Raw genomic sequence first — 13,608 nt, 5'->3', positions numbered from 1 at the left:
TAAAAATTGTTTATTCTTCGTCTTTCCAGTTTAACCTGTCTTGTTGATTGTATTGCCAAGGAGCTCCATTATTTTCGATGTTTGTCATCATCATATTTAATTCTTGAGGTGCTGCACTTTCTTCCATTACTAAATATCTTCTCATATCTAAAATAATAGATAATGGATCTATATTTACTGGACATTCTTCAACACAAGCATTACAACTTGTACAAGCCCAAAGTTCTTCTGGAGAAATATAATCGTTTAATAATTGCTTTCCATCATCAACAAAAACACCTTTATTAGCATCGATATTTCTACCAACTTCTTCTAAACGATCACGAGTGTCCATCATGATTTTTCTTGGCGATAACTCTTTACCTGTTAAGTTTGCAGGACAAGCTGATGTACATCTACCACATTCTGTACATGTATATGCATTTAATAATTGCACCCAATGTAAATCTGCAACATCAGAAGCTCCAAATTTTTCTGGAACAACTTCTTCTGCTCCTTCTGCTGGCATAGCGTAAGGATCTGCATCTGGATCCATCATTAACTTTACTTCTGTAGTAACAGATTCTAAATTATTGAATTGCCCTTTTGGATTAAGGTTTGCAAAATAAGTATTTGGAAACGCTAATAAAATATGTAAATGCTTAGAATAATATAAATAATTTAAGAAAACTAAAATTCCTAAAATGTGAATCCACCAAGCACTTCTTTCAATCATATGAATTGATTCTGGCGAAAAACTATCAAAAAGGGGTTCAATAAACTGACTTATTGGATTTCCTATTCCTGCTTGCTGAAAAACTGTATCTGTGGCATTCATCACCAAAAATAAAGACATTAAAACCATTTCGAAATAAAGAATATTATTCCCATCACTTTTAGGCCAACCTTTCATTTCTTTACTTAAGAAACGTTTAATGTTTGATACATTTCTACGCAACCAGAAAATAACAACTGCAACAAAAACCAATGCCGCTAAAATTTCGAAAAAGCCAATTAGAAATGCGTAAAAACCGTTACCTAAAACCCCTTGAAAAACTCTATGAGTTCCAAATAAACCGTCAATAATAATTTCTAAAACTTCTATATTTATGATAATAAAACCTACATAAACGATAATATGTAAGAAACCAGAAAAAGGTCTTTTAATCATTTTAGATTGCCCTAGAGCAATCATCATCATGTTTTTTAATCGTTCTGGTTTTCTATCTTTTCTATTAACATCTTTACCTAATTTGATGTTTCTAGATAACTTACGAATGTTCATCGCAAAAAAACCAAAGCCTAATGCTAAAGCTAAGGCAAAAAATATGTTTGGTAAGTATTCCATATTAGTTGAAATTTTTTAAAAAATTATTTATTAGCATCCTTTTCTAATTCTGCCTCTTTAATTGGTGTATAAGCTTTTGCTTTTTTTCCAAATAATGAAAAATGTACAAATCTTTTTGGATGTAACTTCATTTCTCTTAGTAAGTTTTCTAATTCTTTAGACATTGCTGCAATATTATTATACAACTCATCATCCGTAACTAACTTACCAATTGTTCCTTGTCCTTTATTAATACCATCTAACATTAAATTAGCCGAATTAAGAGTAACTTCTGCTTTTCTCATAATTCCACCAATATTTGCATTAGCTAGAGTGTCTGAAACTTTTGAAAAATTCTCGGTAATTAATCTCGTGTTTTTTATACTCTCCTTTAAATCTAAAGAAGTAGAATCTATCATACTATTGACAGAAAACATCATCTTCTTAACTTCTTGTAAAGTATTTTCAAGATTTTTAACAGAATTTCTTAAACTTTTCTGTGTTTTTAAATCTAAAATATTATTTACATTCTTAAATAAAGAATCGGCACTAACCATTACCTTTTCTAATTTTGACTGAATAGGATCAAGACGTTCACCAATAGAAGTAAACAAACTTGACTCAGTTTCTCCTTTAAGAGTATCTCCTGAAACAGCATTTTCTGCGATGTAATCTGGTATAATTGCTAAATTTGAAGCACTTAAAGGACTTGGAGAATATATTTTTACAATACTATTTTTTGAAAACAAAAAATCCTTTTCGACAGAAAAACGAACAATTAAATGCCCCATTTTATCTGGTTGTTGATTGAATTCTATTTTATCTATTTTCCCTACTTTTAATCCATTTATGGTTACAAAACTAGATTTTGTAAGTCCTGCAATATTTGCATATTCTACATTAAAGTAACGAGTATCTGTATCAAACAAATTTTGCCCTTTCAAAAAGTTATAACCCCATATAAATATGGCAATTACAATAATAGCAACAATTCCTGTTTTTAATTCTTTAGACATCAATAAAAATTTAATAACAATATTACTAATAATTTTTGGTTGAGACCACCAAAACTATTGCATTTTAATCGCTTTTTGAATAGATATTTTTTCGCCATTCTTATAAGCTACAATAAAAGCAGAACTATATCCTTTAGATTTAGCTATTTTTAAAGATTTAGTTACGTCATTATAATCAGTAGTATTTCCATAATAATACTTATAAAAATTTCCAACTGGAATTCGTTCAACTTGCTTTAAACCTTTAAAATTATATGATTTAGTTGCAATTTTATTTTTTCCTGATGCAATCTGAATTTTATATTCTATTGTTTTTACTTCTTTAGCTTCTACACCAATATTAGTTACCGTATTTAATTTTAAATTACCGAGGTAATTTAATACAGCATCTATAATAGCATTTCCCATTTGGTCCTGCCCTTTTTTAGAATTTAGATATCTTCCTTCTTTCTTGTTTGTTAAAAAACCTAACTCTACCAAAACACTTGGCATAATGGTTTCTCTTAAAACCTGAAAATTATCTTGCTTAACATTTCTGTCATTTCTTTTTAATTTAAAGGCAAAATTATTTCGAATTAAGCTTGCAATAGCCAAACTTTTATCTAAATTGTCTTCCTGTAAGAGTGATAAACCAATAACGGATTCAGCAGAATTTGGATCAAACCCTTTATATTTATCTCTATAATTATCTTCTAAAAGGATTACTGCATTTTCTCTTTTTGCTATTTCTAAGTTTTTTTTATTTCCTCTTAAACCCAAAACAAAAGTACCTGCTCCATATGCATTTGTAGTATGAGAATCGCAATGTATAGATATAAATAGATCTGCTTTTGCTTGGTTAGCAACATCGCCTCTTTTCCATAAATCTATAAAAACATCTTTACTTCTTGTATAAAGAACTTTTATATCTTTATTTTTAGCTAGCTTTCTACCAACAACTAAAGCTACTTTTAAAGCGATATCCTTTTCCTTATAACCATTACCTACGTTTCCAGGATCTTTTCCTCCATGACCAGCATCAATAACAATTACGTATTTTTTTTGCGCAAATATCGATGATGAATTCATCAAAAAAGTGAAAGCACAGAGAAAAATAAAAATAATTCTTGCTTTGGTATTAATTTTGTGATTTTCTTTAAATATCATCAATAAAATTTAACTAATTTTGGCGTTGTAAATTTGGTGTTTCAAATATTGAGCCATATTTTTACCCTTATACAAAAATAGCATTTATAGCATTGCAAACAAACCTATCATACATTCTTTTATTTTACTGTACCTTTTTTATAGAAATAGGCTTTTCTCAAGACCTTAACTCTAAAAAGAATACAGTAATTGCTACCGTTAATAAAGATACTACCTTAAATAAGAATAAAGATTCTATTTTTAAAAGTAAAAGAGATTCTTTGGGTTTAAAAAAAACGGACACCATTGCTCTAGATTCTATTAAACCAAAAGAAACTATAGAAGATATTATTGTACACGTTGCCAAAGACTTCACAATACAAAATGCTAAAGACAAAACGGTAACGCTTTATAATGAAGCTAATATTACGTATACAGATATCGATCTAAAAGCAGGAATAATTGTTGTAGATTATAAAAAGAGTACCCTTTTTGCAAAAGGAATCATAGATAGTACTGGTTATGTTCAGCGCCCAATTTTTAAACAAGGTGGACAAGAATCTGAACAGGATTCTATTATCTATAATTTTAAAAGTAAACGTGCATTAATTTATGGCCTAAAAACCAAACAAGGAGAAATGTTTACTTATGGTGAAAAAACCAAACGTGTAAATGATTCTACAATTTATATTAGAAAAATAAAATTTACGACTTCAGAAAAGAAGGTTCCAGATTATTACATTGCTACTGATAAAGCTAAATTAGTTCCTGGAAAAAAGATAATTGTAGGTGCCAGTAATTTAGTTCTTGCAGACATTCCTACTCCTATTTTTCTTCCTTTTGCCTATTTTCCTATAAGCGAAACAAGTGTTTCTGGTTTTTTAATTCCTGCTTTTGATACAGGAAGTAGTGATAGAGGTATTGGTTTTCAAAATGGTGGTTACTATTTTGCGATTAGCGATTATATGGATTTAACTGTTTTAGGTGATGTATATTCTAACGGAAGTTGGGGGACAAGAATATCATCAAACTATAATAAACGTTATCGATTTAATGGTAGTTTTAATTTTAATTTTGAAAACAATATTAATGGCATTAGAGGTTTTGATGATTATAGCAAATCAAATCGATTCAATATTAGATGGAATCATAGTCAAGATTCAAAAGCGAGTCCAAATTCTAGATTCTCTGCATCTGTTAACTTAGGTAGTAGTAAGTTTTTTAAAGAATCTCAAAATCAGTTTAATGTTTCTCAAACATTAACTAATACACTTAATTCTTCTATAAATTATAGCAAAACATTTGTCGGCACACCTTTTAACATGAACCTGACTGCCAGTCATCAACAAAATACAAATACAGAAGCAATTACAATGACTTTACCATCGTTAACTGTAAACATGAATAGGATATATCCTTTTGCAGGAAAAGATGGAGTTCAAAAAACACCGATTCAAAAAATGGGGTTTAATTATACGATGCAAGGTCAGTATTTAATTAACACTACAGATGATGAGTTTTTTACTAGTAAAATGTTTGAAACTGCTAGAGCTGGAGTACAACACAAAACAGGAACAAACACAAACATAAAAGCGTTTAACTTTTTTACTTTATCACCTAGTGTTAGTTATGAAGAAACTTGGCAATTTGACTATATTCAAAAAGAATATGACCCTACTGCTGTTGATGCCGATGATGCTGTAATTACAGAGACTTTAAGAGGTTTTAAAAGCTATAGAGAATATAATGCTGGTATTAGTTTATCTACAAATATTTATGGTACATTTAATTTTAAGAAAGGAAGATTAAAAACAATAAGACATACTTTTAGACCCTCTGTATCTTATTCATATAGACCAGATTTTAAAGATAAATACATACAACAAGTTCAGCAAAGTGCAGATGCAACAGATTTATTAGATTATACTGTTTTTGACCAAGGTATTTATGGTGCCCCATCTTCTGGGTTAAGTAACTCAATCGGAATTTCCTTAAACAATGTTTTGGAGGCTAAAGTAGCACCCAAAGACCCAGATAGTGACGAGGAAGATGAAAAAATCACCCTTTTAAATAATTTAAACTTTAGTAGTTCATATAATATTGCAGCCGATAGTTTGCGTTGGTCTCGAGTAAGTTTTTCTGCAGGAACACGATTATTTAAAGATAAGTTAGCTGTTAACCTAAGTGGTTCTCTTGACCCCTATAAGGTAGTTCAAACTTCTAGTGGATCTATAATAAATATAGATGAATTTAACTCAAATATTTTTAGGTTAACAAATGCCAGTTTAACAGCAAACTATTCAATTTCTAGTTCAGATTTTGATAAAGATAACAAAGGGAAATCTAAAAACAGTGGTAATGGTGCTCAAAATGGAACTGATACTATTGGTGCAGATATAAACCCTACAGATAGATTTGGAGAAAAGAATGGTATTAATACTGATAAAGGAGATCAAAATAAAAAAACAAAATTATACAATGCAGACATCCCTTGGTCTATAAATTTAGCTTATTCTGCGAGTTATACAAATAATGGTATTGATAATGGCAGCATTGGCGTACATAGTATTATGTTTAGTGGTAATGTAGAATTATCTCCTAAATGGAAAATGGGATATTCTTCTGGTTATGATGTTAAAGGAGGAGCTTTTACTTTTTCTAGATTTAATTTCACTAGAGATTTAGATAGTTGGCAATTCAACTTTAATTGGGTTCCTTTTGGAACAAATTCTTCTTACACCTTTTTTATTGGTGTAAAATCTTCTGTACTATCAGATCTGAAATGGGATAAAAATAAGCCACCAGATAGAACATTGTTTTAATTAGCAGTTAGCAAAAATAAAAAAAATTGAAACTTACAGAAAATGAAAAAAATAATAACAACTACAAAAGCACCCGCTCCTATAGGCCCTTATAATCAAGCCGTTTTAACAGGAAACACTTTATATACTTCTGGACAAATTGCAATTAATCCTGAAACGGGGGAATTGGTTTTAGAATCTATTAAAGAAGAAACTAAACAAGTTATGGAGAATTTAAAAGAAGTTTTAGCTGCTGCTGAAATGACTTTTGAAAACGTAATTAAAACATCAATTTTTATTTCAGACATGCATAACTTTGTTGAAATAAATGAAGTTTATGGTCAATACTTTAATGAAGAAACGGCTCCTGCAAGAGAAACTGTTGAAGTAGCAAACTTACCTAAGTTTGTAAATGTAGAAATTAGTGCAATAGCAGTAAAGTAGTATTCAGTATTCAGTATTCAGTATTCAGTATTCAGTATTCAGTATTCAGTATTCAGTATTCAAAACTAAAAAAAGCCTGATAGATTAAAATCTATCAGGCTTTTTTATATCTAAATTCTTTATATTATAAAGAAGCAGCGTATTCAATTAAATCAACGATTTTAGTTGAATATCCCATTTCATTATCATACCAAGAAACAACTTTTACGAAGTTATCATTTAAAGCGATACCAGCTTTAGCATCAAAGATAGAAGTACGAGTATCTCCAACAAAATCTTGAGAAACTACCATATCTTCAGTATATCCTAAAACACCTTTCATAGCTCCACTTTCTGAAGCAGCTTTCATAGCAGCACAAATTTCTGCATACGTAGCTGGTTTTTCTAATTTAACTGTTAAATCAACAACAGAAACATCCATAGTAGGAATTCTGAAAGCCATACCAGTTAATTTTCCATTTAAAGCAGGAATTACTTTTCCAACAGCTTTAGCAGCTCCTGTAGAAGAAGGAATTACGTTACCAATAGCAGAACGTCCACCTCTCCAGTCTTTCATAGAAGGACCATCAACAGTTTTTTGAGTTGCAGTTGCAGCGTGTACAGTTGTCATTAAACCTTCTGAGATTCCCCAGTTGTCATTTAAGACCTTAGCAATAGGAGACAAACAGTTAGTTGTACAAGATGCGTTAGAGAAAATTTGTTGATCAGCTTTTAATTCTGTATTGTTTACACCCATTACAAACATTGGTGTATGATCTTTAGATGGAGCAGATAATACTACTTTTTTAGCACCAGCTTCTAAGTGTTTTCCTGCAGTTTCTTCAGTTAAGAAAAATCCTGTAGATTCAATTACATATTCAGCACCAACTTCATCCCATTTTAAATCTGCTGGGTTTCTTTCTGCTGTAATTCTAATTTCGTTTCCGTTAACAACTAATTTACCGTCTTTTACATCAACAGTTCCATCAAATGCTCCGTGAACTGAATCGTATTTTAACATGTAAGCTAAATAATCTACTTCTAATAAATCATTAATTGCTACTACTTGTACGTCTTTTCTATTTACTGCAGATCTGAATGCTAATCTTCCAATTCTACCAAATCCGTTAATTCCTATTTTAATCATCTTACTAGTTTTTATTTAATTATTTTATGTTGTTATAATATCTGAAATTCTAAGTAGCTCATAGTTTATTGAATGACCACCAGAAATTGCTTCTTTAATATCGGTACTAATTACTTGATTATCTTTTAAACCTACCATTAAGTTTGTTTTACCATCTAATAGTAACTCTACTGCTTTTACACCTAATCTACTTGCTAAAACTCTGTCGAAACAAGAAGGAGAGCCTCCTCTTTGCATATGACCAAGAATACTAACTCTTACATCATATTCTGGTAAGTTTTCTTCAACGTATTTAGCTAATTCATAAACGTTTTTACCAGATTTATCACCTTCTGCTACAATAACAATACTTGATGATTTACCTGCTCTTCTACTTCTTTCTAAAGATTCTAACATTCTATCTAACCCTAGATCTTCTTCAGGAATTAAAATTTCTTCTGCTCCTGCTCCAACACCTGCATTTAATGCGATAAAACCTGCATCACGCCCCATAACCTCAACAAAGAATAATCTGTTGTGTGAAGATGCTGTATCTCTAATTTTATCTATTGCTTCTACCGCTGTATTTAAAGCTGTATCATACCCTAATGTATGTGATGTACCAAAAATATCGTTATCGATAGTACCAGGAATACCTATTACAGGGAAATCAAATTCTTCATTAAAAATTACTGCTCCTGTAAAAGAACCATCTCCACCAATTACAACCAAAGCATCAACCTCACGTTCTACTAAATTTTCGTACGCTTTTTGCCTACCTTCTTTAGTTCTAAATTCTGTAGATCTAGCCGATTTTAAAATTGTTCCACCTTTGTTTATGATGTTATGTACGCTTCTTGCACTAAGTTCAACTAAATCATCTTCAATTAAACCTTCATAACCTCTATATATTCCTACACAACCCAAACTATAATAGGCACAAGACCTAACTACTGCTCTAATTGCTGCGTTCATTCCAGGGGCATCACCTCCAGAAGTCATTACTGCTATTTTTTTAATTTTCTTCATATATTCTGATGTAAAATTACTGCTTTATAACCATTTAAAATAATAAAACTACGAAATCGTTTTAGGCTAATTTTTGTAACTATAAGTTAAAAAAATGCTGAATTCTATTAAAATTTCTAATGGTTTTCATTCTTGTTTTGTTCTTTTTTTTCCCCTGCAAAAATAACAATGTAAATAAATAAAAAAAGTGATAAAAATCACTTTTAGGATTAAAAATGAAGCTTATTAATTTCCTTCAAAATTAATTAAACCGCTTTTTGCTTTTTTAATGCTATCGTTTATAACAATTGTCTTTGGCTTTTTTGTTTTTTTTATTTTTCTACCAATTTTCTTTAACAAACCAGATAGTGTATTAAAGTTTACCTGATAAGAAAGCCCTACTCCTTGTGTATATCCCTCTTCTTCAGTAGAGTATTGTATTTCATTTTGTCTATTAAAAATAATTGCTCTAAAATTACCTTCCTTGTTTAATAACACCTCGACTTTTACTTCACCAACAACACTAGATTGAGTTTGGGCACCAACTGGCACTCCCACTTTTCCATTAATGATAATTCTATCACTTACTTGTGTACTTACAGAAACATCAACCTGATTATCAATATTTAAACTTTCTATATCATTTCCACTATTTCCTTGTTGATAATCTACACCTAATTGAAATTTACTATCAGGATTATTCAACAAACTAGAAAAAGCTGCAGCAACAGCGCTAGAAGCTGTACTTGAAAATGTTTCACCAGCATTAAAATCTACTTTATCGGGATTTGCAAAATTTCCAAAGGCAAGTAATGATATAAACTGAGTCGTTTTCTCGTTTACATTATTATCATTTAAAATAAACTCTAACTCACTTGCAATTGTTGGATCTACATTTGTTAATTGTATATCTAAATCTTGCTTAGAACTAAATAAACCACCAGTAATTCTGGTAACTAAATCTACTTCAATCTTTCTATTTGAATTAAAATTCTGTAATAAAACTCCCGGATTTGCTTTTGCTTTATAAATAGCTGTTACATCTAAATTTGCTTCATATGGGTTTCCGTTCCAGGAAACAGTACCTCCTTTTTGTATTAAAAAAGGTTTGTTTACAATACCTCCGTATTTAAAATCATAGACTCCATTATCTATTCTATAATCTCCATACATTTCAAATTTACCTCGTGTATTTATCCTAATATCTAAAGTTCCTGCTCCATTACCTGTTAATTGACTTCCATAAACTTCATCAATTACAACTTGAGCAGTAGCATCTTTAGTTACTTCTAAATTTATATTTAATGAAAGGCCTTTAATTGCTTCTAAGGCAACTTCTTTCTGCTTTTCTTTAACCTCTGTTTCCTTCGATTTAAAATGAATTAAACTATAACTATCTACCGTTTCTATATCTTTAAGAGGAACAACAAAAGTGGTTCCTGGCATCGTTTTAGCATTAATATCAATTGTTAATTGATCTGTTAACCCTGTTATACTAGCATTACCATCAATAAATGCAGCACCATAGTACAATGCTTCCTCTGTATTTTTTGTATCTAAAACCAATAAATTATCAGTTTCAATTTTGATATCTAAAAACCATTGATTAAAATTTTTATGAGAAATACTACCTTTTAAAAGTCCTTTTGTTTTATGCTTTGTGTCTAATAAAGAAAAACTTTCAAAAATAAAAGATTGTTCTTGCAGCGTAATAATAGATTCTCCTTTAAAATCATAATCTACATTTAAATAAGGAAATTTTAAACCGGCTTTCTTAAGCATTAATCTTCCTTCCATTTCTGGATTACCTAAAAAACCTCTTAAAGAAAAATCGCCAGATGCAGTTCCTCTAATAGAGGATAAAACATCTTGACCTAGTGGACTAAAAGCATCTAACCCAAACTCTTCTAAATATACATCTAAGTCTATTAAAGGTCTTTTTTCTGAAAAATCTAAAGAACCAGTAGCTGCAATACTTTTAACTTTTTCATTATTTATAGACAAATCAACTTTATACTTTTCGTAAGAATTATCTCCTTTTACATTTAAAGCTAAATCTCCTTGCTTAAAATCATTTACCTCAAAATCTTTAATTGACAACAATGCTTCTGGACTATAAACGCCTTCTCTCTGCACAAAATCTAAACTACCAGACAAGGTTCCTTTTAAAGCTAAACTATCTATTTTAGGTAAAAAACTCTGTAACTTAACTTTGGTAAAATCTGCTAAAAGCACTTTTTCTGAGTCTCCTTTTAAGCTCCCTGAAAACTCAACTTTTTGTTCGCCAGAAACTAATTTAAACTTACTAAAATTGAAATCATTTGTTTTTAAATCGAAGGTAACTTTATTTGTATTTAATGTATCTGCATTAATGTTCCAAACATTCTCTTTAAACTTAAAAGATGATTTTTCTAGACCAACTACCGATTTTCCTTCTGGATTGAATGTATAGAAAAAATCAAGATTAAAATCTTCATTTTTCTTCTTCCCTCCTATAAAAACAGATTTAAAATACAAAGTGTCATTTTGATTTAAACTCAATAAATTTAATTTAGAAACTTTATAATATTTTGTATTGACTTCGGATGCTGTTAAATGCGAATTATAAAGTGGGTTTTGATTATCTGTTCTTAACAAAACATCTTTTATCTCATTACCATAAACATCAATTTTGGGAGATGATAATGTTAATCTTAATTGATTTTTATCTGCTTTTATTTTTCCTTTGATCTTTGTTTTATCATCTATAGAAATCTCAGGAAAAAATACGGTAACAATTTGATTATAAATAGTAAAATTAAAATCTAAAAATTGATTTGGTTCTACAGCATAAGGTGTATAATTTGTATAAATGCTACCTAAAGCATTTTGTGCTACTGGCAACAATTCTGAAAAAGAAAACTTACCAGAAAGATAGCCATTAGCAATGTCTTTAGAAGCTACTTCTATTCTTTTAATACTATCTTTTAAAGACGATGTTACATGAAATTCTTTAAAATCGTATTCTTCTTTTTGGTTTGTATATAGAATATTCTTAAAAGTTGCTTTACCGGTTATATCATCAAACGTATTTCCTTCTACATCTAATTCAATATTTCCCTTTACAACAGAGATACTATCTCTTGTAAAAAGGTTGGTTTCTTTTAAATTTAGATACTCAATATTAGAGTTAAAATCGAATTTATTTATTTCTGATGATAAATCTGCTAGACCATTAAACTTCATTTTAAAGTTTTCATCATCAATCTTTAAATCCCCATCAAACTTATTATTTTGATATTGACCATTTGCATCAATATTTTTATATGAGTAATTCTTAAAATTGATTTCAGAAATTTTACCGATAAACGAAGTGTTAATATTTTCTAATATAAAACCACTTCCTTTTACATCACCTTTTAAAGAAGTTTCACCAAATAATGGGTTGTTAAATAGTACACCAATATTTAATTTATTAAGTTCTATTTTTCCATTATAAGTAGCATAATCGATGTTATCTATATTAGAAATTTGTAAGTCAGAAATAATACCTCCAATTTGAGATTTCAAATTTACGGTTGCATCAATTTGATCTGGAGTTAAATTTACTTTTCCTTTTGCAGTAAACTTACCGAATTTTCTAAATTCTGTTGGTAATGTCTTCCCTAGAACATTAGGTAATATTTTTTTTAACTCATTATAAGTCGCAGTCAGGTTTTTTAAATCTCCATTAAATTTAAATCCTCTTTCAAAATTAACTGCATTTACAAATTCTAAATCTCCAATTATTTTAATTCCATTTTTTGATGTTAACCAAAGTTTCTTTAATTCAAAATTATTTAATTTTCCGTTTAAGTTTCCAGAAAGATTAATTACATCGTTACCACTTAATTCGTTGTAATATTTTTTTAAATCTGGTACTGCAATTTTACTTTTATTAAAAACTGCTTTTATATTTACCTTATCATTAAATTCTACTAAATCTTCTCTTTTATAAGTAAAATCAATATCTGCTTTAATATCAGATTTTCTTGTTTGTAATCTTGTATCCTTAAAATGCATTGCAGACATAGAAAATGAAAAATCTGTAGTTAAACTCGTAACTTCTAAACCTTTATTATCTACAAAATAAAGCCCTCTTATTTTTGCTGAAAAATCTGATCTATAAATAAGCATATCTTGTAAACTACCACCAATCCTTTTGGCAGAAAAATTTACAGAATCTTTCTTATTTGCATTTATCAATCTATAGTTTAGGTTGCTTGCATACACATTAGAAGATCTTAATATAAATGGATTTGCTAAAGAATCCTTTGGAGTATCATCATCAAAACTATCATAAAAGATAGTCATATTATCATCTGTTTCTCCTTTGTAGGTTTTAGTATAATAATAAACGTCTTCTAAAGAAACACTTCCTAAGTTAATTTCGCTATCTAACATTCTTTTCGCACTTAGAAGAGAAGTACTTAATTTGTTTACAAAGATTAAAGTATCCTGATGATGATCTCTAATCTCCACACCTTTTAATTGAACATTTCCTAAAAAAGATAAATCTATTTTCTCGATAGACATATCTGTATTAAAATCTTCATTCAATTTTTTGGTCGCGTAATTCCCTAATTTTGTTTGAACTACTGGTAAAGAAAGTAAAACACTAACTAACAACAAGAAGAGTACGAAGTACCCTAGCCATTTCAGTATTTTTTTTCCAACTTTTTTGATAACCTTTTCTTTTAATTTGTTAAGACAACGATTTGATATCTACTTATCAAAAACATTGCCAATTACTACAAAGAACGTGCAAATTTAACAAAGTATTAA

8 protein-coding genes are annotated in these 13,608 nt (G+C 29.4%); 2 read left to right on the top strand and 6 right to left on the bottom strand.

Features of this window, described 5'->3' with window-relative positions; genetic code table 11:
* Window positions 1-10: 10 nt before the first annotated feature.
* From BTO07_RS00390 to BTO07_RS00380, 3 genes are read right to left on the bottom strand one after another with little or no spacing between them, the layout of a single operon-like run.
* On the bottom strand, window positions 11-1,327 hold the full coding sequence (locus BTO07_RS00390) for a (Fe-S)-binding protein (RefSeq protein ID WP_087519327.1): 1,317 nt from the start codon (window positions 1,325-1,327) through the stop codon (window positions 11-13).
* 23 nt (window positions 1,328-1,350) lie between these two features.
* Window positions 1,351-2,322 (bottom strand): MlaD family protein, encoded by a 972-nt coding sequence (locus tag BTO07_RS00385; RefSeq protein WP_087519326.1) that lies wholly within the window; start codon window positions 2,320-2,322, stop codon window positions 1,351-1,353.
* A gap of 54 nt (window positions 2,323-2,376) precedes the next feature.
* A complete protein-coding gene (locus BTO07_RS00380) occupies window positions 2,377-3,468 on the bottom strand; it encodes an N-acetylmuramoyl-L-alanine amidase family protein (RefSeq protein ID WP_087519325.1) in 1,092 nt (363 codons plus the stop codon).
* 92 nt (window positions 3,469-3,560) lie between these two features.
* Here BTO07_RS00380 and BTO07_RS00375 point away from each other — a divergent pair, with 92 nt between their 5' ends.
* Together BTO07_RS00375 and BTO07_RS00370 are read left to right on the top strand one after the other, a co-directional pair.
* Window positions 3,561-6,269, top strand: coding sequence for a putative LPS assembly protein LptD (locus tag BTO07_RS00375; protein WP_198342488.1), 2,709 nt, complete (start codon window positions 3,561-3,563; stop codon window positions 6,267-6,269).
* A gap of 42 nt (window positions 6,270-6,311) precedes the next feature.
* On the top strand, window positions 6,312-6,692 hold the full coding sequence (locus BTO07_RS00370) for a RidA family protein (RefSeq protein WP_087519324.1): 381 nt from the start codon (window positions 6,312-6,314) through the stop codon (window positions 6,690-6,692).
* A gap of 124 nt (window positions 6,693-6,816) precedes the next feature.
* Here BTO07_RS00370 and gap read toward each other — a convergent pair whose 3' ends face one another.
* From gap to BTO07_RS00355, 3 genes are all read right to left on the bottom strand, one after another.
* Window positions 6,817-7,818: a type I glyceraldehyde-3-phosphate dehydrogenase gene (gene gap, locus BTO07_RS00365; protein ID WP_087519323.1), complete on the bottom strand. Its 1,002-nt coding sequence runs from the start codon at window positions 7,816-7,818 to the stop codon at window positions 6,817-6,819.
* Between the two features lie 24 nt (window positions 7,819-7,842).
* Entirely contained in the window at window positions 7,843-8,826 is a 984-nt protein-coding gene (gene pfkA / locus BTO07_RS00360) for a 6-phosphofructokinase (RefSeq protein ID WP_087519322.1), read from the bottom strand.
* A gap of 225 nt (window positions 8,827-9,051) precedes the next feature.
* Window positions 9,052-13,383 (bottom strand): translocation/assembly module TamB domain-containing protein, encoded by a 4,332-nt coding sequence (locus tag BTO07_RS00355; protein ID WP_087522513.1) that lies wholly within the window; start codon window positions 13,381-13,383, stop codon window positions 9,052-9,054.
* Window positions 13,384-13,608 lie beyond the last annotated feature (225 nt).

The sequence above is a fragment of the Polaribacter sp. SA4-12 genome (assembly GCF_002163675.1).
Classification (GTDB): Bacteria; Bacteroidota; Bacteroidia; order Flavobacteriales; family Flavobacteriaceae; genus Polaribacter.
This window is presented reverse-complemented; position numbering and strand designations above follow the sequence as displayed.

What these genes read in the sequence shown, in the direction of transcription:
- BTO07_RS00370 (WP_087519324.1), top strand. Translation starts at nt 6,312, where the DNA reads ATGAAAAAAATAATAACAACTACAAAAGCACCCGCTCCTATAGGCCCT.
- BTO07_RS00380 (WP_087519325.1), bottom strand. Translation starts at nt 3,468, where the DNA reads ATGATATTTAAAGAAAATCACAAAATTAATACCAAAGCAAGAATTATT.
- pfkA (WP_087519322.1), bottom strand. Translation starts at nt 8,826, where the DNA reads ATGAAGAAAATTAAAAAAATAGCAGTAATGACTTCTGGAGGTGATGCC.
- BTO07_RS00385 (WP_087519326.1), bottom strand. Translation starts at nt 2,322, where the DNA reads ATGTCTAAAGAATTAAAAACAGGAATTGTTGCTATTATTGTAATTGCC.
- gap (WP_087519323.1), bottom strand. Translation starts at nt 7,818, where the DNA reads ATGATTAAAATAGGAATTAACGGATTTGGTAGAATTGGAAGATTAGCA.
- BTO07_RS00390 (WP_087519327.1), bottom strand. Translation starts at nt 1,327, where the DNA reads ATGGAATACTTACCAAACATATTTTTTGCCTTAGCTTTAGCATTAGGC.